Source organism: Streptococcus oralis (genome assembly GCF_023611505.1).
GTDB lineage: Bacteria > Bacillota > Bacilli > Lactobacillales > Streptococcaceae > Streptococcus > Streptococcus oralis_CT.
In genome coordinates, this window is sequence record NZ_CP097843.1 from 1,062,371 (window position 1) to 1,084,881 (window position 22,511).

At 37.7% G+C, this 22,511-nt stretch carries 29 protein-coding genes and 1 pseudogene; 4 read left to right on the forward strand and 26 right to left on the reverse strand.

All coding sequences use genetic code 11. The features are described from left to right. Positions 1 to 31: 31 nt before the first annotated feature. The 8 genes and pseudogenes from M9H69_RS05480 to M9H69_RS05515 all read right to left on the reverse strand — a co-directional run bounded on the left by M9H69_RS05480 (position 32) and on the right by M9H69_RS05515 (position 4,885). A complete protein-coding gene (locus M9H69_RS05480; protein WP_000351658.1) occupies positions 32 to 343 on the reverse strand; it encodes a hypothetical protein in 312 nt (103 codons plus the stop codon). 38 nt (positions 344 to 381) lie between these two features. After that, the gene (locus tag M9H69_RS05485) at positions 382 to 702 is read right to left on the reverse strand and encodes a hypothetical protein (protein ID WP_061598402.1); all 321 of its coding nucleotides are present in this window, start codon (positions 700 to 702) and stop codon (positions 382 to 384) included. Between the two features lie 93 nt (positions 703 to 795). Continuing rightward, positions 796 to 1,658 (reverse strand): annotated as a pseudogene (locus tag M9H69_RS05490) (DUF4300 family protein). A gap of 176 nt (positions 1,659 to 1,834) precedes the next feature. Continuing rightward, on the reverse strand, positions 1,835 to 2,356 hold the full coding sequence (locus M9H69_RS05495; RefSeq protein WP_009730133.1) for an RDD family protein: 522 nt from the start codon (positions 2,354 to 2,356) through the stop codon (positions 1,835 to 1,837). 39 nt (positions 2,357 to 2,395) lie between these two features. Further along, positions 2,396 to 3,277: a diacylglycerol/lipid kinase family protein gene (locus M9H69_RS05500; RefSeq protein WP_084940716.1), complete on the reverse strand. Its 882-nt coding sequence runs from the start codon at positions 3,275 to 3,277 to the stop codon at positions 2,396 to 2,398. Positions 3,278 to 3,322: 45 nt separating this feature from the next. Then, positions 3,323 to 3,709, reverse strand: coding sequence for a hypothetical protein (locus M9H69_RS05505; protein ID WP_000814116.1), 387 nt, complete (start codon positions 3,707 to 3,709; stop codon positions 3,323 to 3,325). A gap of 261 nt (positions 3,710 to 3,970) precedes the next feature. Next, positions 3,971 to 4,213, reverse strand: coding sequence for a phosphohydrolase (locus tag M9H69_RS05510; protein WP_250315012.1), 243 nt, complete (start codon positions 4,211 to 4,213; stop codon positions 3,971 to 3,973). Between the two features lie 105 nt (positions 4,214 to 4,318). Then, positions 4,319 to 4,885 carry a hypothetical protein gene (locus M9H69_RS05515; protein ID WP_250316173.1) on the reverse strand — a complete coding sequence of 189 codons (567 nt, stop codon included), beginning with the start codon at positions 4,883 to 4,885 and terminating at the stop codon, positions 4,319 to 4,321. Positions 4,886 to 5,229: 344 nt separating this feature from the next. Between M9H69_RS05515 and M9H69_RS05520 the strand changes: the two genes are divergently transcribed. From M9H69_RS05520 to M9H69_RS05530, 3 genes are read left to right on the forward strand one after another with little or no spacing between them, the layout of a single operon-like run. Then, complete coding sequence (locus tag M9H69_RS05520) at positions 5,230 to 5,991, forward strand: MerR family transcriptional regulator (RefSeq protein WP_250315013.1); 762 nt, start codon at positions 5,230 to 5,232, stop codon at positions 5,989 to 5,991. Positions 5,992 to 5,993: 2 nt separating this feature from the next. Continuing rightward, positions 5,994 to 6,809 carry an ABC transporter ATP-binding protein gene (locus tag M9H69_RS05525; protein ID WP_250315014.1) on the forward strand — a complete coding sequence of 272 codons (816 nt, stop codon included), beginning with the start codon at positions 5,994 to 5,996 and terminating at the stop codon, positions 6,807 to 6,809. Next, positions 6,806 to 7,522, forward strand: a complete 717-nt coding sequence (locus M9H69_RS05530) for an ABC transporter permease (RefSeq protein WP_250315015.1) — start codon at positions 6,806 to 6,808, stop codon at positions 7,520 to 7,522. Before M9H69_RS05525 ends, M9H69_RS05530 begins: the two co-directional genes overlap by 4 nt. 230 nt (positions 7,523 to 7,752) lie before the next feature. On the opposite strand, the gene M9H69_RS05535 is transcribed toward M9H69_RS05530, so the two are convergent. The 18 genes from M9H69_RS05535 to M9H69_RS05620 form a co-directional block, all read right to left on the reverse strand. Further along, entirely contained in the window at positions 7,753 to 8,607 is an 855-nt protein-coding gene (locus tag M9H69_RS05535; protein WP_250315016.1) for an ADP-ribosylglycohydrolase family protein, read from the reverse strand. Between the two features lie 40 nt (positions 8,608 to 8,647). Further along, positions 8,648 to 9,265: an SAP domain-containing protein gene (locus M9H69_RS05540; protein WP_000573118.1), complete on the reverse strand. Its 618-nt coding sequence runs from the start codon at positions 9,263 to 9,265 to the stop codon at positions 8,648 to 8,650. Between the two features lie 104 nt (positions 9,266 to 9,369). Further along, positions 9,370 to 9,498, reverse strand: a complete 129-nt coding sequence (locus tag M9H69_RS05545; protein ID WP_268718737.1) for an ADP-ribosylglycohydrolase — start codon at positions 9,496 to 9,498, stop codon at positions 9,370 to 9,372. Continuing rightward, entirely contained in the window at positions 9,492 to 10,316 is an 825-nt protein-coding gene (locus M9H69_RS05550; RefSeq protein ID WP_250315017.1) for an alpha/beta fold hydrolase, read from the reverse strand. Before M9H69_RS05550 ends, M9H69_RS05545 begins: the two co-directional genes overlap by 7 nt. Before the next feature lie 154 nt (positions 10,317 to 10,470). Further along, positions 10,471 to 11,214 (reverse strand): CPBP family intramembrane glutamic endopeptidase, encoded by a 744-nt coding sequence (locus M9H69_RS05555; RefSeq protein WP_250315018.1) that lies wholly within the window; start codon positions 11,212 to 11,214, stop codon positions 10,471 to 10,473. A 178-nt stretch (positions 11,215 to 11,392) separates the two neighbouring features. Further along, positions 11,393 to 12,001, reverse strand: coding sequence for a Type 1 glutamine amidotransferase-like domain-containing protein (locus M9H69_RS05560; RefSeq protein WP_250315019.1), 609 nt, complete (start codon positions 11,999 to 12,001; stop codon positions 11,393 to 11,395). 57 nt (positions 12,002 to 12,058) lie between these two features. Beyond that, positions 12,059 to 12,487, reverse strand: coding sequence for an aminoglycoside 6'-N-acetyltransferase (gene aac(6') / locus M9H69_RS05565; protein WP_250315020.1), 429 nt, complete (start codon positions 12,485 to 12,487; stop codon positions 12,059 to 12,061). 212 nt (positions 12,488 to 12,699) lie between these two features. Continuing rightward, positions 12,700 to 14,070 carry a 23S rRNA (uracil(1939)-C(5))-methyltransferase RlmD gene (gene rlmD, locus M9H69_RS05570; RefSeq protein WP_250315021.1) on the reverse strand — a complete coding sequence of 457 codons (1,371 nt, stop codon included), beginning with the start codon at positions 14,068 to 14,070 and terminating at the stop codon, positions 12,700 to 12,702. A 74-nt stretch (positions 14,071 to 14,144) separates the two neighbouring features. Then, positions 14,145 to 15,119, reverse strand: a complete 975-nt coding sequence (locus tag M9H69_RS05575) for a DUF1002 domain-containing protein (protein WP_250315022.1) — start codon at positions 15,117 to 15,119, stop codon at positions 14,145 to 14,147. Positions 15,120 to 15,205: 86 nt separating this feature from the next. Continuing rightward, positions 15,206 to 15,808 carry a lysozyme family protein gene (locus M9H69_RS05580; protein WP_250315023.1) on the reverse strand — a complete coding sequence of 201 codons (603 nt, stop codon included), beginning with the start codon at positions 15,806 to 15,808 and terminating at the stop codon, positions 15,206 to 15,208. Next, a complete protein-coding gene (locus M9H69_RS05585) occupies positions 15,808 to 16,782 on the reverse strand; it encodes a nucleoid-associated protein (RefSeq protein WP_250315024.1) in 975 nt (324 codons plus the stop codon). The genes M9H69_RS05580 and M9H69_RS05585 overlap by 1 nt, the downstream gene beginning before the upstream one ends. A gap of 7 nt (positions 16,783 to 16,789) precedes the next feature. Then, entirely contained in the window at positions 16,790 to 18,046 is a 1,257-nt protein-coding gene (glyA, locus tag M9H69_RS05590) for a serine hydroxymethyltransferase (protein ID WP_000575498.1), read from the reverse strand. Positions 18,047 to 18,101: 55 nt separating this feature from the next. Continuing rightward, entirely contained in the window at positions 18,102 to 18,533 is a 432-nt protein-coding gene (locus M9H69_RS05595; RefSeq protein ID WP_250315025.1) for a GNAT family N-acetyltransferase, read from the reverse strand. A 1-nt stretch (position 18,534) separates the two neighbouring features. Continuing rightward, on the reverse strand, positions 18,535 to 19,137 hold the full coding sequence (locus M9H69_RS05600; RefSeq protein WP_250315026.1) for an L-threonylcarbamoyladenylate synthase: 603 nt from the start codon (positions 19,135 to 19,137) through the stop codon (positions 18,535 to 18,537). Continuing rightward, positions 19,121 to 19,957, reverse strand: a complete 837-nt coding sequence (gene prmC / locus M9H69_RS05605; protein WP_250315027.1) for a peptide chain release factor N(5)-glutamine methyltransferase — start codon at positions 19,955 to 19,957, stop codon at positions 19,121 to 19,123. The genes M9H69_RS05600 and prmC overlap by 17 nt, the downstream gene beginning before the upstream one ends. Then, positions 19,957 to 21,036 (reverse strand): peptide chain release factor 1, encoded by a 1,080-nt coding sequence (gene prfA, locus M9H69_RS05610; RefSeq protein WP_223339630.1) that lies wholly within the window; start codon positions 21,034 to 21,036, stop codon positions 19,957 to 19,959. The genes prmC and prfA overlap by 1 nt, the downstream gene beginning before the upstream one ends. Before the next feature lie 9 nt (positions 21,037 to 21,045). Then, complete coding sequence (locus M9H69_RS05615) at positions 21,046 to 21,525, reverse strand: GNAT family N-acetyltransferase (RefSeq protein WP_250315028.1); 480 nt, start codon at positions 21,523 to 21,525, stop codon at positions 21,046 to 21,048. After that, entirely contained in the window at positions 21,515 to 22,114 is a 600-nt protein-coding gene (locus tag M9H69_RS05620) for a thymidine kinase (RefSeq protein ID WP_250315029.1), read from the reverse strand. The genes M9H69_RS05615 and M9H69_RS05620 overlap by 11 nt, the downstream gene beginning before the upstream one ends. 122 nt (positions 22,115 to 22,236) lie before the next feature. On the opposite strand from M9H69_RS05620, the gene M9H69_RS05625 reads away from it, so the two are divergent. Beyond that, positions 22,237 to 22,419, forward strand: coding sequence for a 4-oxalocrotonate tautomerase (locus tag M9H69_RS05625; RefSeq protein ID WP_001117394.1), 183 nt, complete (start codon positions 22,237 to 22,239; stop codon positions 22,417 to 22,419). Positions 22,420 to 22,511 lie beyond the last annotated feature (92 nt).

Below are 22,511 nucleotides of genomic sequence, written 5' to 3' on the forward strand. Positions count from 1 at the left end.
CAATCAACATCTTATTGATAAATCTCAAAACTTATTTAATCTTATGCTTGTTCATTTTCTCTTGGAAAATATCTGTAAGAATTTGTCGCAATTCTTGAGCTTCCTTTTCAGGAAGTTGGCCTTCTTGTTCAGCTACAGCATACAACTCTGGATACTCAAGCGAGATTCTCTTAACAGTACGTGTAATGGCATGTTTTCTAACAAAAAATGGAATCCGTTTAATCATATCTTGAGGAATTAATGCGATAATCTTATCGGCAGTTTCCTTATCGTTAAGCTTAGAGAAAGTGAGTCCCTTTTTAATCATCTCTTGTTCTTTTTCTGTAAAATCTTTAATATCCATTGTGTCTCCTTATGAGTATTTTATTTACTTCTATTATATTATTTTTTTAATTGGTCGAATGAAAAATCTCTATAAATCCTCTCTTGCCCAAGAACAGAATCTGTTGTAACAGGTAGTTTTTCCAGCAAATTTTGGATATCAATATCATTGGGAAGAGGATTAAATTCTCCCAGACTATTTTCCTGAAGATGTGCTGCAAAGATAAACTCTCCCTTTTCCCAATCCATAGCACAATCATTGATAACATCCACCGGCGACAGATCCAGTAGTTCTTGCTCTTGCGATATAAAAGTTTCGTAGATAAACTCAAAAATAGCTTCCTTATCAATTTTTACAACTCTTAATGTATATTCATCCATGCTTGCTGTCCTCTAATCATATCAATTTAACTATCATTCGGTTGGTAACTTCTTATCCCACTCTTTAGGCAAAACATCCCCAAAATACTATTTTTAGAGTTGAACCCACTTATCATTATCCATAATAAAAGACTTCGCTAGACCTTCACCTGTATAGTTTTCGTATTTTGTATCTAGATATTTGTAGCAATCTTCCTTGGTTGCAAATTTGATAGCTTGATAAGGCTCCTCAAAGGTTAACTTTTCGACAAAGAGATAACCGTCCTCGCTTGGCACAAGTATGCCGACATGACCGATAAAGAGAGATTGACCATCCAAGTCATCATGAACTACAACAGACAGCATTCGAGCATTTTCATTAAACTTGAATTGAGAAAGGAATTGTTCCATCTTTGCAGCATGCACCTTAACATCTGTCGTTGCTTCGGTCTTGACTCTTGAGAATAAAATATCAAAAGCATCCTTGTCTTCTGCATCAAAGACCTTACCTTTGTCAATGGCATCATTATCGACAAACAAGAGAGAATCATCTTTCTCTAATTTAGGAATTTCGATAGAATTTTTTAATAAACAATAACTGTTAATACGACAGTTGATACCGACAAAATCACCCTTTTTAGGCGTCCAAAGATTGCTTATCTTTTCAACATCATAGTCTGTTTTGGTAAATGTAGAAAAATCTCCAGTTAAGCCTACTGAACCGACAGTCGCGTTGTAATCATTGACAAGGTTGAAAAATGCATCGACACTATCTTTATCCAAATGTGCAGCCAAGGCTTTTCGAACTTCTTCTGAACTTTCCTTGCTATTGAGGTTGCTATAGGTTCCTTAACCACCTTAGTAGTTGAACTATTCTGTTTTTCCGTAGATTGGTTTTGGTTTGTACCACAGGCAGCTAAAGTAAAGAAAGCTAAACCACAGCAGCTCATTAATCTGATTTTTTTAGATACTTTCATAAAATATTTTCTTATTTACTAAGATTTTTCAGGTCGATTAGCTTCTCTTATATTATAGTTCAAATTTATTTTAAGTCCAAGCATTTTGCTGAATAAAGTAGATTTTAAATCATTAAAAAGGAAGCTGGCACACAGCACGCTCCCTAATAAGTGAAATATCTATGAAATCTTTAATTTTAGTCACCTTTTAGCTGTACCTGTGTATGTGCTATAAGGTCACCTAGATGTCGCTTATCCTTCCTGAAAACCATCATTACAAGTAGGGCAACTGCGAGGAGAGTAGCTAAAAACGAGAGAATAATAGATAAGGAATCAAACTCACTATAGAAACCATGTATCGTGCCCATATGACCTATTTGCCAAGGAAAAAATTTAATGGTGTTTCTAAGCAAGCTAGCTTGCACTGTTTTTTTCTTGTAAACCAATTGAAGTCCTGCTTTCGCCTTCCCGAAACTCCCATTTTTTGTATAATCTAAGAATGTAAAAAGTAGAATGATTGGCAAAACAGAGGTAAAAAATACAAGACACTGCGACTGAATTTCTGTAAACTCTGGAATACCATTAAAAAAAATAGTGTAAAAAAGCATAGAACCCAAAAACAGAAGTGCTAAATAAGCTAGAATGAAAAGATAATCAAATAGTAATTCAATCATTCTTTTTTTAAACGAAATAGAATTAATTGCTAAAATCTTCCTCATCATCTCCTCCTTTGTTATCTACTATTCTTTTCAAAAGTTTTATTCTTTCGGTTGAGAATAGACTTCGATATGCTGACCTAGTACCTTGATTTCTACAGGTAGATTATCGGATTTGTCACCATCAACATCCGTTTCCAATTCACTATCTGAAGAGATTTTTATATGTCGAGCTTTCAGATACTCTATATTGTCATTTACGACAACATCCCCTTTTAATAAATCAGGGATAACTGACAATTTAGTAAGAATTGACGCATCTTTTAGAATCAAAATATTAGCATAACCATCCTTGTCTTCATCAAAGATTTTTTTGTCAGCGAAATAATTTGTGAGGAGAACTAAAACATGACTGGCTGGGCCAATGTAATTACCATTATCAGTCTCAACTGTAATGTTAAATGCTTGATCTGTAACCACAGACTTCATGGTATTAATCGCATAGGCGAGCATACCAAACTTTGTTTTATCTTCTATCCCAACGTTGTGGATAGCTTCTGGCAAAGAGCCAATACTAAAGATATAACCAAAATAATTTCCATTTGATTTTCCAATATCAATCTTGTTTGTAGAACTGAAATCAAGCTCGTCAATAGCACTATCAATATCCTGAGAGATTTCTAATAGTTTCGTAATGAGATTTCCAGTTCCCCCTGGGATAATCGCCAGTTTAGGAATATAGTCTTTTTCAGCGATACCGGAAATTACTTCATTGACGGTTCCATCTCCACCAAAAACAAGAACAGCATCATAGTGCTCCTGAGAAGCTTCTTCTGCAAAGTTTGTGGCGTCTTGTGCTTTCTCCGTAATTTTAATTTCCACATCTTCAAAATAGTCTCTAGCTTTATTCTCCAGTTTCACCTTATAATCCAAGGCTTTTTCACCTCCAGATGTTGGATTGATGATTACCATAATTTTTTTCATTTATTGTTCTCCTGTCATTAGATTTTCTTACTTTAACTAACCATCTCAAGTTTGGTCCATATAAATTTTGATCGCTTGGTATTCCTGCTCTTTAGCATAGGCAAACACCTCTGAAGCTCTAATGTAATCAAAGATATTTTCCTCTAAATCTTCATCCCAGATTGATTCATGAAATATTTCATTCTCTTGACATGATTCATAGAAAATATCGAGGTGAACCTGATAAAACTCTTCATCTTCATTTGGAGCTTGCCTTACTAAAGATAGTTGAAACATTGGCTTATCAGATATAGCTGTAAATGTCCCTGTTTCAAATAAAATCATCTCATCCTCAATAGGCTCACGACACAAGTCTTCAAAGATTGCTACCATTTCCTCTAAGGGCATCTTATCGGTGATTCTTTCTCTTAAAAATTCAAGTGATTGCTTCATATTTTTTCTCTTTCTAGATGTTTTCGTTCTTAGAATAATTCTATTAAAAAATTGAATCCCTACACCTTTTATTATACTACATAAACAGAAAAAAGACCTAACCAGCGGGCCCTTACCTTTGTCTCAGTCTAGATCTTTTTGATAATCGGAATAGCCACTGTAAAGACGTCTATCCCAAAATTAATTCCTTGTACTTGGTAGTGATAGATTGGGGCTAAGCAAAATTTAAAACTCACAGATACAACTTTCATCTCACATTCTTTAGAAATTCTCACGATTAACTTCTTCAAAATAGTCATCCAGATGATGGTAGATTTGCATATCTTCTTCTGAACCATCTTGCAAAACTGCAAATACCTTCACTTTATCATCATTGACAAATACGAAATTATGTTCACCAAAATAAGCCTGATAACCCTTGTCAACTAAGGTCCAAAGTTCATCTTTTGTTAAACCAAAAATATCTTTTTTTACAAGATAGGTTTTCCCGATTTCCATTTTCATGATAGATATTTATCCTTAAGAAGCTAGATAGTGCTAGATGTTTCTCTTTACTGCTCAATCCGTCTACTAAAGCAGTGGCATACACTCACAAAGAACTTTGGTTGACTATTGAATATCTTCCATCGCTTCTTTCACATATCCTTCGACATCTTCAATCTCTACAAACAACGGGTCTAAGTGACATAGGAAGTGCCAATCTTCGGTGTCGCGTTTTCTGTAGACAATCGCTTCACCGTCTTCACTTCCGAAAAAGCTTCTGTCGACTTCGTACCCTTTGCTTTCTAAGAAAGCTTTTGCCTTGCGGAAGTTTGCTTCTCTGGCTTCGACATAAGCTTTCACTTCATCGTTGTTAACGACATACGCGTCTACTTTTGTAGCTCCTTCGATCACTTTATCGTTTTTAAAGGATAGATTCGAAACCTCTTTCCAAATAATGTCCACATTTTCCTCAGAATTAAACGAAAACCTAGATAAAGGGACAATATTTCCGTTAAAGACAATCTCCATATAATCCGGTAGATTTTTTGAATTAAAATATTCCACTTCAAAACCATCTTCGTTTTCTAATGTATACCCAGGGATTTGAGTTACAAATTCCCGTCCTTTTTCTAAAGTCTCAAATAAGACTAAATCCTTTGAATAATTGTTTTGGTACAATTCTAATAGATACATCATTAATCCTTCCAATATTTGGATAGATGATAGTTTTTTAGCAAACTAATATACTTAACACGTGAGGATAGAGATTCAAGCATTCTTTTTTACTAAATAGGATTGATTGCTAAAAATTTCACCAGCTTACCTCCTCTTATCTCATCCTCAATTATAACACGTTTCCACTCACATATCAGATATTTATTATCGGACCAAATAACCTTTTGAAATAGAAAACAAGCTCACCAATTCATCAAGTCTATATTTTTTATGAGATTCTTCATTAATGCTAAAAGCTTTTCAGTTTAAATTTTATTAAAAATCCTTGTTTATGACCTTACGTCATGATTCCGGAAGGCTATATGACAGTTGGGAAAGCAGCTAAGAAAATGGGAGTTACCGTCCGTACTCTTCAATACTACGATAGAGAAGGATTACTTCATCCATCAGCAGAAAGCGATGGAGGGCGTAGGCTTTATAACGATAAAGATTTAGTGTTGCTCCATCAGATAATATCAATGAAATCATTGGGCTTTTCTTTGACTGATATAAAGGAAAGGTTAATCTCTTTGAAAACACCTGATGATGTCGCAAATGCTCTTACCGAGCAGGCGGATGCCATACGTATAAATATTAAACAACTTAAGGATTCTTTGGAAGCAATAGAACAGTTAAAAACAGAAGTTTTACAGATGCAAACGGTTAATTTTAAGAAGTATGCTGGTATTATTGTTAATCTACAGATGAAGAATGAGTCATACTCTTTAATTAAGCGCTTTGATGATGATACACTCGATTATATACGGAGTCGATTTGACAAAAAAAGTGACTTTGAATTTATGAATAGGTTGAATAACCTAAGTGATGAAATTGTGCAACTTCAGGAGAAAAACGTATCAGCTGATAGCGAACAATGCCAACAAGTTGTTCAAGAATACTGGGGCTTGATTATGGAGTTTACAAATGGAGATATGACTATGCTTCCGAAGTTGATGGAAGTCGGTAATATTGATACCGCCACTAACGCTTGGGAAGAAAAACAAAAGATCGTTAATGATTATTTAGAGCCAGCCTTGCAAGTTTATTTTTCAAGACTTGGAACCAATCCCTTTGAGGAGGTGTAACCATGAAATACGCAATAGAAGTTCGTGAACTAAATAAAAATTACGGTTGTCATAAGATCTTAAAAGGTCTTAATTTTCAAATCGTAAAAGGAGAAATTTTCGCTTTACTCGGTGTGAATGGAGCTGGGAAAACAACAACACTTGAATGTATCGAAGGACTGAGAAAATATGATGGAGGCACTATTGTTGTAAACGGCAAAATGGGAATTCAACTGCAGTCATCTTCTTTGCCTGCCCATATCAAACCCATGGAAGCGATAAAGCTCTTTGCAAAATGGAATCATACAAAAATTGATGATGATATGCTTAAAGCTCTGGAAATAAAAGAAATTGAGAAGTTACAATACCTGCAATTATCCACGGGACAAAAAAGAAGACTACATCTCACTCTTGCACTTATCGGCAATCCCGATATTATTTTCCTCGATGAACCGACAGCGGGACTTGATGTTGAAGCAAGACTATCCCTCCACGAACAAATACGGAATCTCAAATCACAAGGGAAAACAATCATTTTGGCAAGTCATGATATGGCTGAGGTTGAGACCTTATGTGACCGCATTGCTATTTTGAACAATGGAAAGATTGTCTTTTGTGGCACTCCTTCAGAACTGACAGACAAGGTTGGAAGAAGATACTATATCCATTTAAAGACTCAAGAGGGAGTGAAGTCTTTTGAAACGACTAATATTGAGGATACCTTAATTTCATTATTGCAAGAATGCAAGCAGAAAAAAATCCGGATATTGGATATTAAGGTTGATCGTGGCACCTTGGAACAGCATTTCATCAAAATTGCAAGGAGGGAATCAGAATGAACTGTTTTCTATATAGTTTAGTATTACAGTGGAAATTAGATATACGAAGCAAATCTCTCTTGGTTACTTTCTATATTGTACCGTTTGTTTTCTTTCTTATCATGGGTGGTATTTTTACTTCCGTTATGCCTGGGATGGGAAGTACGCTCATACAATCTATGATAGTCATGAGTGTCTCAATGGGGGCCTTTCTTGGCTTGCCCCCTTCATTAGTTGAAATTTATGGAAGCGACATTAAAAAAATTTATAATGCAAATGGAGTGCCTATTTATTTAGGATTGCTAACTATGGTTCTCTCGGCTTTTGTCCATTTGATAATGACCAGCATTGTGATCCTACTACTTGCCCCTATTTTATTTAAAGCAAGTCTACCGACTCAACTTCCATTTTTCTTACTTTCGCTAACCATCTATATTGTTGTATCATTGAGTATTGGAAGTATACTGGGACTTACTTTAAAAAACCAGGCAAAGCTAACCATGTTAGCTCAACTTGTATTTTTGCCTTCAATTATGCTTTCAGGGATTATGTTTCCCATTAGTTTGCTCCCTGATTTTCTTCAAGTAATAGGCCATGTTTTTCCGGCTTATTGGGGATACCGTTTGATGTTAGATAAAGGGCTTCGACTTGCAAATCTATGGTATTTGATTCTGCTAACTTGTATAGCAGTAATAACATGCATTTTACTAATGAATAAACAAAAATCTGAGTAAATACCTAAATCGAGCAAAATGGATTAATTGCGCATTAAGTTAAAAGCAAAAAGCGATGAGATAACAAATAATCTCGTCGCTTTGCTGTTTTTTTTCAGTAGTCAAGCTCATACCTTCGTCAAGTTTGTTTCTGCCTTTTCTTCTCAAAAGGTGATAACTCTTTACCCTAGTATTTGCTCAACTTCCTTAATCTTATTTTTCAGAGTTTAATACTGACTAATTAGTATCCGTTATGATATTGAAACTTCTTTCTCCCACCGTCTAAGCACCTCTTTCAAAGGCTCATCTAGATAGCTTAAGGCCTTATCCTTAATCCACTCAGGAATTCCATAAGCTGCCTCGGCGATACTTCCTGTGATTGCTGCAAGAGTGTCGCTGTCCCCACCAAGAGAAATCGCATTTCGAATCGCATCTTCAAAATCTGTACTTTCTAGAAAAGCAACGATGGCCTGAGGAACCGTATCCTGACACGTTTCATTGAAACGGTACGTAGGACGGATGTCATCTAGAGATTGAGAAAGGTTATACCCATACTCTTTCTCGATGTATTCCTTTATTCGTCTTTTACACTCTGTAGGATTGCTGTTGATTGGTTGCTCATAATCCCCACAATAACCTCCAAAGTAATAACGACACAGAAAGATCGCATCAGTTGTCGCCATGGCTCCCTTGATACCTTCAGGATGATTATGGGTGACTTCTGCAGAAAGTCGTGCAAGCTCTCTAGTTGATGGCGTCATACCAGTTCTCGCACAAAAACCGCAGTCCATGACCCAAGCACATGGAGAAACACGCATAGCAGATCCATTGCCAAAGCTATTATAAGGGGAGCGGTCATTACTATGAATCCATGCATCAAACCTAGCACCATAACCAGCATCAGGATACATCCTACCATATTTCTTCATGGAATCAATAAAGTCATCCTTCTGTCCACCGTTCATGATTGCTTCTGCCACAGCACAGGTCATCACCGTATCATCTGTGAAAAAGCAGTCATCCCTAAACAAGGGAAAATCCTTCGTTTTAATATTATCCCATTCGTAAACAGAACCAACAATGTCTCCAACTATTGCTCCTAGCATAAGATTCCTCCTTGTAAACTATTGGTTTAGACTGATTTTTCTACTTCCTATACTCGTTTATTCTATCAGCATATTCAGTCAAAAGATTTTTTGAATAAATTTTTTCATTACTTGAATTTCTAACTTCTTTCCAAAGGATGGAAGCTACTTTTAGTTTATTCGAGTAATTGTGACTATTTTCGTCTGCACAGAAATCCTTTAGAAATTGGTTCCATTGACAAACCGAATGATCATACTTGGCATAATCTGAATTTCCATGATAAACTTTTAGCATATCCTGTATTGTGAAACTCAAATCATTGTCGCTTTTTACTTTTCTCCAAGCAGTCGCCATATCGGCAGTAAATTTAAAGGGCGAAACATCTGTTAAAGTTGAGAAATATTCTCTAAAGTGTGCGTTAAAGGAGAATCCACATTCAAGTAAGGGCGTATCTAAGGTAACGACTTCTACTCGTTTCTTTTTCCTTTTTACTGTTGATTTTTTAATCAATTTCCCCTTAAAGTACTGCTTAATAATATCATTGAGTTCCTGTTTTGTACCTCTATATTCAAGCCCTAATGACTTGCATATCTGTGAAAGTTCATCCCGATACCAATAGTATTTGCTAAACTCATCAAACGATGCGATTTTATCAAACTCAGGTCTGCTCTCTATCAATATAATACCTCCTTAAAAACAGTTTAGGTTTTCATTTCTAAATAATGGAGTTTTAGTTTCTTTATTCTGAGGATTAGCTACGTTTCGCTAACAAACTCACACACTCAGCGGTTCGGACTTACCGTATCACCCGTGAAAAAACAATCCTCACGAAATAAAGGAAAATCCTTCGTTTTAATATTGTTCCATTCGTAAACTGAACCTACAATGTCTCCAATAATTGCTCCTAGCAGGGTATTCCTCCTTGTGACATATCAGATTCATTACACATTTCCAATGGTTCACTCTTTAAAAATGGTGCCACCAAATCAATCCACTCTTGAGGCAGGTAAGCTGACAAATAGCCGTGATTATAGCCCTTTGCTTCATACAAAATTGTATTTGAATGTAGCTGATGAAATAATTTCGCTGATTCTTTCACACAGTTCAATTCTTTTTCACCATAGATATACAGAACCTGAGCCTTGCTAGCAGAAATCATATCTTTCAGCTTGTAACATCCCATATAGGTTTTGTAAATGGTCACCAATGTTTTGACAGGCGTCCTTGGCAAATCCTCTAAATAATAAGCTTTTATTTCCTCTGGATAAGCCAGTTTAGGATAGAGTTTGTTCATCATGCTTAACTGAAGTTTGCAAGAGAATTTATTGAACATCAGTTTACCAAATAGAGACACTAGAAAGATGCTGATTTTAGCTAAACTTGGTTGAGGAATACAGAGGCTTCCATCTATGATGGCCTTCTCAGCAATTTCACTGTCTAAAGACAAAAGCTCCATGGCAATTTGACCACCAAGTGAAACACCACCGATTGCAAACAATTTCCCACCACAGTTTGCTTTGATATAGTCTAGAATCTCCAAAGCAGAATCTTCAGTAGAAACATAATCAAGTTGATATTCCTCGCCATGACCATTCAAAGTTGGTAGAATAATACGGTATTCTTTTGACAAGATTCGTGCTTGACGAAGATAATTCCACCAAGAACTGCCACCACCATGTATCAGTAAAATAGGAGGCAAATTCTTATCACCAAATTCATGGAATTTCATGTTTAAACTCCTTACTGTAGGGCTTTCACTAGATAAATACTTGTTAAATCAGTTTGAACAAGCAGTGATGTCTCATCAAATAGAAAAGTCTCTAACATTGATTATCTAGAATGACCACACGTTACTTTCAATAATGGATATCCTGATCTAAATTTTAAAATGTTGTTTCCTTACTAATTCTATTACTCGCCAATATAGTATAAATCAAATAACCAATAAAAATGATAATAAAAATAAGATTAATTTTTAACACAAAATAGAGATTTAACAAATTTGCGAACGCATGAAATAATATACAGTATCCCACAGATTTCGTTTGACGGTAAAGAAGCCCTAAAACAAAACTTAAAAATAATGTATATATAAAAAATAAAATAAAAGGAAATCCTTGATGACTTTCTCCAACTATAAACCATAAAGGCAGATGCCAAATTCCCCAAATTGATCCTACAATCAAATTAGATTGCCAATAAGTATATTTTTTATCAAGTAAAGGTTGTAGTATACCTCTCCATCCTAATTCTTCATGTCCGCCACCAAAAAAAATTAATTGAATAAAGAATAGTGGCATCAGATAAATGGATACTCCGTTTAATTCTAAGGAAGATACAGAAAATAGTATCAAAATTGCTAACAAATGAATAATGAAATAAATACTACTACTTTTTCTTTTAGTGAATACAAAATGTTTAAATTTTATATTATTCCTTTTCAAATAAAAGCCACTTGCAATAGCTGGACCAAGTGCACCTACTATATGTAACATTCTCCCTATAAATGTTTCTAATCCCAAAATATAAGATTGAGTAAAGATGGCAAGAAGCCCCCAAGCTATATAAGTAATTCCAAATGTACAATAAAGATAATTTATTAAATTCTTTTTGTCAATTTCTGTCATTTTATCTTCCTTATTTTGATTATTTTATATGTAATATTTGTTACTGCTTCTTAGTTGCTCTCGATTATAACTACCTATATTCTATCATAAAAACACAAAAAAGCCTTACAATCAAGGCTTTTCGTTATTCATTTCGTCAATACTTTAGCTTCGTAGATTCAAATTCGCATGATTAGAATTAGTCAATTTTCTCTATAATGTTCCCAAATTTATCCAAGACAAGACAGGAATGATCATTTAGTGGAATTATGGGAACGTTAACGAGTTCTTCAGCTCTATCCTTATTTGCTTTATCATTCCATGAATCATAATGGACACTAATTAAAAACTGACTAAAGAGTCCTAATCCATCTTTTATCTTTATCTGATGATCTGAATTATCATTAGGTGAGACATAGACTTTTTCTCCTAATAATAGGGCTCCTGCAGAAAACCCTATAACTTTTGCCCCTTTATTAAGCATATGATCGATATAATTTTTGAACTCCTGATTGACATAAGTAGCTATATATTTTTCCGTATTTCCTCCACCGATGATGATTAGATCAGCATCTAAATAGCTATCAAAATCAATCTGCTCAGTGTCCAAAAGTAAGTAATCAGTGTTTAGATTAGTAAATTGACTTTGGAAAACTTCCGTGTACTTTTTCATATAGGGTTGCCAATTATCTCGAAAAACTGTAAAAATAACAATTCTTTCAATCTTGCTTGATAATACAATTTTATCAACAATGGTATATTTCGTTATTGGGGGATTCCCACCCATCAAAAAAATTTGTTCTTTCAAGTTAACACACTTTCTAAAGATACATAAAGTTTAAACAAGTTTATTCACGTTTCTAAATTATAATTTTTTCTTAAAATGAATAATTCTATTTGCCTCCTGAAATCCAATATTGAGATGAAATCTTATAGAATCCGTATTCGTTAAAGTACAGTCACTTGCAAATTCTTTACATCCTTTATTTTTCGCCCATTCCTCACATTTTGTACAGAGATTTTTAGCAATATCCTTTAAACGATATTCCTCGTCGACAATAATCCCTTCTAAGAATCCAACAGGACTATATTTACAACTTTCAACATAATCAAATCTGAGTGAACATACTGCTAGACCAACAATTGTGTCACCTTCAACTTCAGTAAAGATTGCAGTATTTTTGCCATTCGTATATCTTTTTACTTCATCAATAGCTTCTTTATCGGTCAATTGGGGCCATAATTGTTTCATTAGTTTAGCCGTTTTTATAGAATCTTTTGTTATTCCATCCATATTGATGTTCCTCCGCAAATTACAAGCAAATGTTTCGAATCATGCTGTTACTTTGTTACTCATTGATTGATACCAATACCATCCTCTTCTACTTTTCGACTGTCTCAGATCGGAAGAGCAGAGCCACGCACTCAGCGGTTCGCTGTTACCGTATCGTTTAGTCGTAAACTCCTTACTCTACGACGTCTATCCCATGGGCAGAACATCTGCTTCTACTTCGCTGATGCCTCAGCTCGTACAAGCAGTGATACCGCCTCAACATGATGCGTCTGTGGAAACAGATCCACCGGCTGGACTTTCCTCAACTCATATCCCAATTCTTGATAGAGTTTGATATCACGCGCCATGGTTGCGACATTACATGAAATATAAGCGATGCGGTCTGCTCCTGTTTGAGCACTTGCTTTGATAAAGCTCTCGATCAAGCCCTTGCGTGGTGGGTCGACCAATATAACGGTTGGTTGAATACCTTCCTTGAGCCAATTCTTCATTGCATTTTCAGCAGTATCACAGACATAGTGGGCATTTGTGATATTATTTAATGTAGCATTCTTCTGGCTATTCTCAACTGCTTCTGGAATCACTTCAACACCGTAGACTTCCTTGATATGCTTGGCGACTGATAAACCAATGGTTCCAATACCCGAATAAGCATCGATCACCACATCATCTGCTTTTAATCCTGCAAAGTCGATAGCCGTTTGATAGAGTTTCTCCGCCATTTCAGTATTGACTTGGTAAAAGGCTGGGCCAGCGATTTGGAAGTCATTTCCCAACATCTGATCCGTAATATAGTCTTGACCATAAAGAGTCTTCCATTCCTTACCAAAAATCGCATTGGTATTCTGGTCATTGATATTCTGCATGACAGACACAATCTCTGGGAACTGCTTGATAACTTGTTCAATCAACTGCTCCACTCGGAAAACTTTAGAACGTGTAGTCACTAAGATAACCATGATTTGTCCTGTATAGTGACCACGACGCACCACAAGATTCCGAATCAAGCCAGACTGTTCCCTTTCATCATAAGGTTTCAAATCAAAACGACGGAGCAAATCGCGTAGAGCCACTACGACTTGATCAATGACAGGATCCTGGATAAAGAAATCTTCAAGGGGCATAAGGTCATGCGAATTCTTACGGAAAAAGCCAGTTTCCAAGACACCATTCACTCGACGAACGGGCACCTGTGCCTTGTTTCGATACTTAACTGGATTTTCCATACCTAGTGTTTCAGCGACCTCTACATCTCTAATGCCAGCAATTTTGTAGAGATTGTCTTTGACTTGCTTGGTTTTGAACTTGAGCTGCTCTGGATAGGCAAGATGCCCCAAGTCAGCGATACCTGAACGTAGATAAGCTAGGTCAAGATCTTGGTTACGATGCGGAGAATGTGTAAGGTATTCTTCAACTTTCCCGTAGCCAATCTTTTTATTGACTTTAAGGACACGCATGAGGATTTTCTCAGTTGGTAGAGCATTTTCTACAAAGAAAACCAAACCTTCTATCTTGGCGACCCCTGCCCCTTCATGGGTCAAATCAACAATTTCAACTTCTACAATATCATTTTTCTTTAACATATTCTTCACTTTCTATCGGCCGACAAAAAAAGACGGCAACATTTCTGCTACCATCTATTATATCATGAAATGACCTAAGCACCAAAACTCTTGAAGAAGTTGACAATGGCTTGCCAAAGGGAGCTAAAAAAGTTGCCCCCCTCTTCTAACGCTTTATTGGCATCAAAGTTGAGGTTGATATTTTTAAAACTATCTCCAGCTTGGGAAACGATGCTTTCCTTGAGGTCATTTAGGGTTTTAGTGAAATCAGCATTGTTCAAAATGTCGCTCTTTGAGAGGTTTAGGGCAAAATTGATGATGATATTGACCTGGTTTCCTGTTATAACCTGATCAAGTTTGTAGTTTTTTAGCGTATCTTCAACGATTTTGCGGACATCTTCTTCTGTCAGATTTCCTTTTGCTTCTTTTGCCTTTGCGATTCCTGCCTTGATATCTGTCATAGCCGCATTGAGCTTATTAGCATCGTATCCTGACTTGTCCTTGTTTTCAGCATTGATTTCGGACAAGGCTTTTAGTTCTTCTTGGGCCAAGTCTTTATTGGCTTGCGGTACTTTAGCACCATTGGCCTCTAACGAGTAGTAAATCCCTGCTAGGGCGCTTTCTCCTGTAACTGGAATAGGAGCTGCAACTGTGATTTTGGCATGCTCCACTCCAAGAGTCACAGCTGCGTTACGGTACATATCCTGCGTCACCTTGGTGATATTTTCAGGCGTTTCAATCTTGACCTCTAGAGGCGATTTGTCACCCAGCTTTTGAATCTTGGCCGACGAATAGAGCTGTAAACTAGCATCATTAGCCACATTCATGATTTTCGAATAGATATCAGGTGTCATGGTTTTGATATCTTTGGTATCTTTCGATGCGTCATAACCAAGTTTGCTAAGTGTTTGATTTTTTTGGTCTTCAGTTAGCGAAGAGCCAAGAACATATTCAGGTTGTACATAGGTTTCATCGATTACTTTTTGAACATCGGTTGCTGCGTGGACACTCGTCATAGCTGTTGCTGCCCACAAAACTGCAGCGCTTGTTAGAAAAAGTTTCTTTCTCATAGGGTATTCCCTCCTTTACCTTTCTAGGGTAATAAAACATTCTTAAAGAAAGCTTATAGTGAAAAACACCTGGTAAAACCAGATGTTTAGAAGAAATTAAAGAATTTCATGATATACAGGTTAAAACGTACCTGTCTGGAGTAGTAATAGTTTCCTCCATTTTCGTAGAGTTCGGCTCCATGAAAGATAGAAATAGGGGTGATATAGGTGTAGGTCTTCCCCGTGGTATTCCCAAGGATTGGAGCGACTGTTTCTCGGGAATAACGCTTGGCTAGAGCTAGTGTATTTTCCTTACCATTCTGAGCGATAAAGTCTATATAGGCAGGTCCAAAATTATAGGCTTGAACGGCGGTCCAGACATCTACTCCTTTGCTCTGTGCTAAATAGAGGTTATCGGTTAGAGTTTGAATCCCTTGGCGAATACTAGAGGCGTTGTCATTGATGGTATTGGTAGCGCCACTAGCAGACTCACTAGACTGCATGACATCCCGCTCTTTTCCTTTCGTTTCGGTATAAATCATAGCGAGAACTAACTCTTCATTGGCTGGAGTATCTCTTTCACTGAGGATTTCCCGAACCATAGGTTGATAGGTCATGACTTGCTTTACATCCTGACGAATGTGATAGGCTTTGTATCCAGCAAAAAGGAGGACTGCTAGCACTAGCATTCTTCTTATAAATTTAAACATTATTTACTTTGAATATCCTCAATATTTTTGATTAAGATAGAATAGGTTCCATTGTCATTTTGGATAAACTCAACAGATTCTGCGTCTTGGTATACATTATTAGGAACGATGAGTTCAATTCCGTTTGACAAGGAAAGTTTTTGGTTTTCAAATTTCTTGAGCTGACGACTGGCATCAATTTCATCAAACTGGACTGGTTCGGGTACGGCTTCCTTGACTTGGTCGATAAAGCTCAAACGAGCTGTTAGATTGTTATCAAAAAGGTCATTCGCCAATTTTTCAGGAGACAATTCATTGCTTTCTTCTAAATTATTGAAAATCGCTGATTTGACCTTGGATTGAAACTGAAAATCATCTGTGTTAAAGGACTCTGCAATTCTCTGGGCTGTTTTTTCCAGTTCCTTGATGGATTTTTTTGGCGAAATCTTAGGGGCAACAGCTAGGAGATTTTCTGAAAAGTAGTTCAAAAAAGTCCCATTATACTTGATGCGTTTTTCGATGAGATGGTACTTGCGACTTTGAAGATTGACCACCAAGGCCTCATCAGCCCCCGTTCCAAATCCAGGCAAGTTATTCTGAGTTAGCTTGATTGGATTATCAACTTCTCCACCGAGGTGGGTCAAAGTCTCACGTAGAGCAATTCGTAAGAAAGCGAAATGCTCTACACCTTCTTTAGAAAACTGAACAAAAACCAAGTCATTGGTCTTGAGATTTTCTGAAATACTAAACTCCTCTTTCCAAAGATTAGCCAGTGTTACCGAAGTCTCCAACAAATCGTCTGAGATGTGATTGAAGAAGGGATTTTCTTCTTCGAAAATCCCTGTCTTGGCTTCATCTGAATACACACGTTCAATTTTTTTGCGCAGGTATTCTTCGATTTTTGGCGTGATATTGAGAAACTTATCCGCTAGGAACAACTCGGTATCATCTGGGCTGAACTGATGGATAATGGCTTTCTTAATATAAATGTCCATAAAAGTTTTAGTCCTCGTATAATGGGAAGGCATCTGTCAACGCTTTGACTTCGCTTCTCACTTCTTCTAAGACAGCTTCATTTTCTGCATTCTTAAGGGTTTTAATGATGAGTTCAGCTACTTTACGGCTTTCTTCTTCACCAAATCCACGTGCAGTGATGGCTGCAGATCCGATACGAATCCCACTTGTTTTAAATGGTGACAAAGTTTCGTAAGGGATTGAGTTTTTATTTAGAGTAATATTGACTTCATCCAGCAAGTTTTGAGCCACTTTTCCGTTTTCAACAACCTTAGTAACATCAACTAAGAAGAGGTGGTTTTCAGTTCCGCCAGAAATGATACGGAAATCAGGGTCTTGCAAGAAGACTTCAACCATAGCCTTGCTGTTTTTGATGACATTAGCAGCATATTCCTTGAAGGCTGGATCTAAAACTTCTTTGAAAGAAACCGCCTTAGCCGCCACAACATGTTCCAAAGGACCGCCTTGAATACCAGGGAAAATAGCTGAATTGATTTTCTTAGCTAGGTCCTCATCATTTGTCAAAATCAAACCACCACGAGGTCCACGAAGGGTTTTGTGGGTCGTTGTTGTCGTGATATGAGCATATGGCACTGGGCTTGGGTGAAGACCAGCTGCAACCAAACCAGCGATATGAGCCATGTCCACCATGAGCTTAGCTCCAACAGCGTCTGCAATTTCACGGAATTTTGAAAAGTCGATAATTTGTGAATAGGCTGAAGCACCTGCTACAATCAGTTTTGGTTTTACTTCTTGGGCTTGTTTCAAAATAGCATCAAAGTCCAAGAGTTCTGTTTCAGGATCCACACTATAAGAAACAAAGTTGTAGGTTTGACCAGAGAAGCTGACAGGAGCTCCGTGGGTCAAGTGTCCACCTGCAGCCAAATCCATCCCCATAACCGTATCACCTGGTTCAATCAAGGCCATGTAAGCAGCACAGTTTGCTTGACTTCCTGAGTGGGGTTGGACATTGGCAAATTTTGCACCGAAAATTTCTTTCGCGCGTTCAATAGCCAGAGTCTCTACAACGTCCACCACATCTGTACCACCGTAATAACGGCGTCCTGGGTAACCTTCGGCATATTTGTTCGTCAAGATAGACCCTTGAGCCGCCATAACAGCCTTGGAAACCACGTTTTCCGAAGCAATCAACTCAATGTTGTTTTGTTGGCGTTCTTCTTCTTTGGCAATAGCATTCCAGAGATCAGCATCGTATGCTTTAAAATCATCTTTGTCAAAAATCATAGGTCTTCTCCTTTATAGTGTGACTGGTCCTTTAGTTTATTTTACAAAAACCAAACTAAAAGATGCGAATAAACCGTTTTTGCACTTTATCACAAGTATAACCAACTTTTTCATAAAATGCATGAGCACCCAGACGATGATCGGCAGAGTTTAGGCGGATAAACCCATAACCACGTCTTTTTGCTTCCTGATCCAACCCTTGCAGTAAGCTTTTACCGATACCTTGCCCTTGAGCTTGAGGCGAAACCGCTAAGCCTAAGATATTGAATCCTGCTTTGGAATAGAGGGATTCATAAACTTCAGCATGGACATATCCAAGCAAGATATGACTAGCTGCATCCTCATAACCAAGTAGGAAATGATGGGAATCCTGAGACAGTCTAGCTAGTTGACTAGCTGTGTCCTCTGGACTAAAAGAGTAGCCCAAAGCCTCTTTGTTAATCTCACATATAGCATTCACATCTGTTTCTTGCAAATCTCTGAGCATCTCATTCCTCCTCAAAAGAAATCTCTGGCAACTGTGCAAGAATATCTTCTCGCTTAAACGCCCCTTGGCGTAGGATTTTCACCTTGTCTCCAGACAAATCCAAAATCGTCGAATCCTGTCCAGTTAGAAAAGCATCATCCTCCAGACCCAAAACCTCTTGGTCAAAATCCTCTAGAATTTGAGCAAAGGTCACTCCACTCGCCTGACCTGAAATATTGGCAGACGGCCCAATCAAAGGTCCTGTCTCTCGAATCAAATCCAGTGTAATGGGGTGACTCGGCATCCGAAATCCCACCGTTGAAAGACCAGAATTGACCCAAAAGGGAACTCTGTCATTGGCTTCGAGGATAATGGTCAAGGGACCCGGTAAAAAGGTCTCTACAAGTTTTTGTAGATAAGTTGGCTGATTCTTTGAAAAGTGCAAGATATCCTCTAGAGAGGCAACATTAAGGTTAAGAGCCTTATCTCTGGGACGACGTTTGAGTTGGTAAACATGGTCCACTGCTTTTTCATCTAGAGCTTTGGCAAAGAGACCATAAACTGTCTCAGTAGGTAAGACAACTGCCCCCCCTTTTTCCAACTCTTGTCTAATCCTGTCCATCATCAACTACAACCATCCTATCTTGACCAAATTGGTCTTTGAGTGTTCGTACCCGTTTTTGGGGAAGATGCTTCCTAAAAAGCGCAGGAACACTTTGACCTTGCTTGTATCCAATTTCAAGGTAAATCTTACCACCATCTGTGAGATAGTCTTTTGCATCTTCCGCAATTCTGCGGTAAATAGCTAGGCCATCCTCATCTGCAAAGAGAGCTAGATGAGGCTCCGAATGTAAAACATTCAAACCGACCTCTGACTCATCTTCACGAGAGATATAAGGTGGATTGGATACAATTATATCATATTTTTCAGAAATTTCTGCAAAACAATCAGATTTTTTAAAAAATATATTAAGATTTTGATTTCTAGCATTCTCTGATGCAAGCTCTAAGGCCTCTTGGGAAATATCCGCTGCCGTCACTGACCAACCTGGTCTGTTTTTAGCTAATCCAAGAGCTATGGCCCCACTTCCAGTCCCAATATCTAGAATCTTAAGATTTTCCTCAGGATTTTCTGTGAGGATGAGTTCCACCAACTCTTCTGTTTCTGGACGAGGAATCAAAACCCGCTCATCCACTTTTAACTGCATTCCAAAGAAATCTACGTGACCAATGATATACTGGGCTGGTTTATGAGTTGCTAACTGCTGGTAAATCTCTTCTACAAATTGTTTTTCTTCCTCTGTTACCTCTTGCTGTAGGGCAAAAATGAATTCAGTAAAAGATAGATTTTTCAGGCTACGATAGACAAAAGAGAGGCTTTCTGCTTCCTCTCCTTGTCTTATCAACTCTTCTTCAAAATCTGAAAATAATTGAGCTAATTTCATTATTTGTTTAATTCTTCTAATTTTTGTGTTTGGTCATAAAGAACCAAGGCATCTACAACTTCATCCAATTTACCAGACAAAATGGTATCTAGTTTTTGGAGAGTCAAACCGATACGGTGGTCTGTAACACGGTTTTGTGGGAAATTATAAGTACGGATGCGCTCTGAACGGTCACCAGTACCGATAGTAGACTTACGCTCAGCGTCTTGTTCATCTTGAGCAATCTGAGCAAAATGATCAGCAACACGCGCACGGATAATCTTCATAGCCTTCTCACGGTTTTTCTGCTGGGTACGTTCTTCCTGCATCTCAACCTTGATATTGGTTGGCAAGTGAACGATACGAACAGCAGTCGCAACCTTGTTGACGTTCTGTCCACCAGCACCTGATGCGTGGTAGATGTCAACACGAAGGTCTTTTGGATCAATATCGTACTCTACTTCTTCCACTTCAGGCATGACTAGAACTGTCGCTGTCGAGGTATGAACACGGCCTTGACTTTCTGTCACAGGGACACGTTGAACACGGTGGGCTCCAGACTCATACTTGAGTTTAGAGTATACAGACTGACCAGAAACCATAGCAACCACTTCTTTGAAACCACCGACACCGTTCATAGAAGCTTCCATGACTTCAAAGCGCCAACCTTGGGCTTCCGCATACTTTTGGTACATAGTTAGAAGGTCTCCGGCGAAAAGTGCCGCTTCGTCACCACCAGCCGCTCCACGGATTTCAAGGATGATGTTCTTATCATCGTTTGGATCCTTTGGAAGGAGCAAGATTTTGAGTTTTTCTTCGTATTCTTCTTTTTCAGCCTTGGCATCTTTCAGCTCTTGCTTAGCCATTTCTTCCAAGTCCGCATCCCCGCCAGATTCTTTAATCATCTCTTCTGCATCAACGATGTTTTGAAGGACTTGTTTGTACTCACGGTAGGTAGTTACCGTATCACGAGTAGAAGCCTCTTCTTTTGAAAGCTCCATGAAACGCTTGGTGTCCGAAACGACATCAGGGTCACTCAGCAATTCTCCTAATTCTTCATAACGGTCTTCTACAGCTTGTAGTTGATCATAGATGTTCATTTTTTCTCCTTAGTTCTCAATTGTTAAATCATAGATTGCTACTACTTCGTTCTCAAATATTTCCCCAGTTTCTTTAAATCCATAACTGAGGTAACAAGATCTTGCATGTTCATTTTCTGGTTCATAAGACAACCAAAGTTTATTGCCTAAACCTGCTGGCGCTGTCCGAACATAGTCCAGCACTTTATCCATAATTGGTTTAAAATATCCTTGATTTTGAAAATTCTTATCAATCATAAAACGAAATAGTAAATAATTTTCACTACTAATTCCTATCTTTTTATCATAAGCTATCATCACAAAACCTATAATTGCATTATTATCATAAACTGCCAATGGAGCTACAAAATCTCCATTTTTAGTGTAGACATATGCTTCAGCTAAACTAATTGCGTTGGTTGCAATGAATTGTTTTTGATATTCCTTGACATCCAAATTCAAAACATCAAAATAATTTTCCATTGTAACATCTCTCAGTTCAATTGTCATAGTTGTTCTCCTGGTTAGATGTTATCATTGGCGCAAAATAATGTTTACGGCAGACTGAGATATAGGTTTCATTGCCACCGATCTGAATTTGTTCGCCATCATAGACTGGCACACCATCTTGAGTTCGCAACACCATAGTCGCCTTTTTCTTACAGTACTGGCAGATGGTCTTGATTTCTTCAATCTTGTCTGCTAAGAGCAAGAGGTATTTTGAACCTTCGAACAAGTCATTGCGAAAGTCATTCTTCAAACCAAAAGCCATGACAGGTATATCTAACTCATCAACAACACGAGCTAGGTCGTAAACATGGTGACGCTTGAGAAACTGGGCCTCATCGACCAACACACAGTAAGGTTTTTCATGTAAGTTTCGGATATAACCAAAGATATCCGTCGTTTCCTCAATCGCAATGGCTGGGCGTTTCATGCCGATTCGACTCGACACATAGCCAACACCGTCACGCGTATCCAGAGCCGAAGTCATAATCACAACTCCCTTTCCTTGCTCCTCGTAGTTATAGGCCACCTTGAGAATCTCAATCGTTTTACCTGAGTTCATAGTCCCATAACGATAATACAACTGTGCCATGCTTCTATTTCACGTCCATTTCTAAATTTTTGCTACATTCTAGTATACCATATTTTCCAAAAGCTTTAAATGGCAAAATATGGTAAAATAGAAGAAATCAAAAACTAGTGGAGGAAGCTATTATGCCATTTGTACGCATCGATTTATTTGAAGGACGCACGCTTGATCAAAAGAAAGCTCTTGCTAAGGAAGTTACGGAAGCTGTTGTCCGTAATACTGGAGCACCTCAATCTGCTGTCCATGTCATCATCAACGACATGCCAGAAGGAACTTACTTCCCACAAGGGGAAATGCGCACCAAATAAGCTAGCTTAAGCAGAATTGCTTAGGCTTTTTCAATCTCCAAGTAGCATCCATTGAAGAAATAACCTAAATTTGTTACAATTTGAAGAGATGC

Bases quoted from the DNA above. Each gene is read 5' to 3' on its own strand.
- M9H69_RS05505 (WP_000814116.1), bottom strand. From the start codon at position 3,709: ATGAAGCAATCACTTGAATTTTTAAGAGAAAGAATCACCGATAAGATG.
- M9H69_RS05580 (WP_250315023.1), bottom strand. From the start codon at position 15,808: ATGTTTAAATTTATAAGAAGAATGCTAGTGCTAGCAGTCCTCCTTTTT.
- glyA (WP_000575498.1), bottom strand. From the start codon at position 18,046: ATGATTTTTGACAAAGATGATTTTAAAGCATACGATGCTGATCTCTGG.
- M9H69_RS05585 (WP_250315024.1), bottom strand. From the start codon at position 16,782: ATGGACATTTATATTAAGAAAGCCATTATCCATCAGTTCAGCCCAGAT.
- M9H69_RS05520 (WP_250315013.1), top strand. From the start codon at position 5,230: ATGACAGTTGGGAAAGCAGCTAAGAAAATGGGAGTTACCGTCCGTACT.
- M9H69_RS05575 (WP_250315022.1), bottom strand. From the start codon at position 15,119: ATGAGAAAGAAACTTTTTCTAACAAGCGCTGCAGTTTTGTGGGCAGCA.
- M9H69_RS05480 (WP_000351658.1), bottom strand. From the start codon at position 343: ATGGATATTAAAGATTTTACAGAAAAAGAACAAGAGATGATTAAAAAG.
- M9H69_RS05535 (WP_250315016.1), bottom strand. From the start codon at position 8,607: ATGCTAGGAGCAATAGTTGGAGACATTGTTGGTTCTGTTTACGAATGG.
- M9H69_RS05625 (WP_001117394.1), top strand. From the start codon at position 22,237: ATGCCATTTGTACGCATCGATTTATTTGAAGGACGCACGCTTGATCAA.
- M9H69_RS05515 (WP_250316173.1), bottom strand. From the start codon at position 4,885: ATGTATCTATTAGAATTGTACCAAAACAATTATTCAAAGGATTTAGTC.
- prmC (WP_250315027.1), bottom strand. From the start codon at position 19,957: ATGAAATTAGCTCAATTATTTTCAGATTTTGAAGAAGAGTTGATAAGA.
- M9H69_RS05555 (WP_250315018.1), bottom strand. From the start codon at position 11,214: ATGACAGAAATTGACAAAAAGAATTTAATAAATTATCTTTATTGTACA.
- prfA (WP_223339630.1), bottom strand. From the start codon at position 21,036: ATGAACATCTATGATCAACTACAAGCTGTAGAAGACCGTTATGAAGAA.
- M9H69_RS05550 (WP_250315017.1), bottom strand. From the start codon at position 10,316: ATGAAATTCCATGAATTTGGTGATAAGAATTTGCCTCCTATTTTACTG.
- M9H69_RS05525 (WP_250315014.1), top strand. From the start codon at position 5,994: ATGAAATACGCAATAGAAGTTCGTGAACTAAATAAAAATTACGGTTGT.
- M9H69_RS05500 (WP_084940716.1), bottom strand. From the start codon at position 3,277: ATGAAAAAAATTATGGTAATCATCAATCCAACATCTGGAGGTGAAAAA.
- M9H69_RS05495 (WP_009730133.1), bottom strand. From the start codon at position 2,356: ATGAGGAAGATTTTAGCAATTAATTCTATTTCGTTTAAAAAAAGAATG.
- M9H69_RS05485 (WP_061598402.1), bottom strand. From the start codon at position 702: ATGGATGAATATACATTAAGAGTTGTAAAAATTGATAAGGAAGCTATT.
- M9H69_RS05600 (WP_250315026.1), bottom strand. From the start codon at position 19,137: ATGATGGACAGGATTAGACAAGAGTTGGAAAAAGGGGGGGCAGTTGTC.
- M9H69_RS05615 (WP_250315028.1), bottom strand. From the start codon at position 21,525: ATGACAATTGAACTGAGAGATGTTACAATGGAAAATTATTTTGATGTT.
- M9H69_RS05530 (WP_250315015.1), top strand. From the start codon at position 6,806: ATGAACTGTTTTCTATATAGTTTAGTATTACAGTGGAAATTAGATATA.
- M9H69_RS05595 (WP_250315025.1), bottom strand. From the start codon at position 18,533: ATGCTCAGAGATTTGCAAGAAACAGATGTGAATGCTATATGTGAGATT.
- M9H69_RS05620 (WP_250315029.1), bottom strand. From the start codon at position 22,114: ATGGCACAGTTGTATTATCGTTATGGGACTATGAACTCAGGTAAAACG.
- M9H69_RS05510 (WP_250315012.1), bottom strand. From the start codon at position 4,213: ATGAAAATGGAAATCGGGAAAACCTATCTTGTAAAAAAAGATATTTTT.
- rlmD (WP_250315021.1), bottom strand. From the start codon at position 14,070: ATGTTAAAGAAAAATGATATTGTAGAAGTTGAAATTGTTGATTTGACC.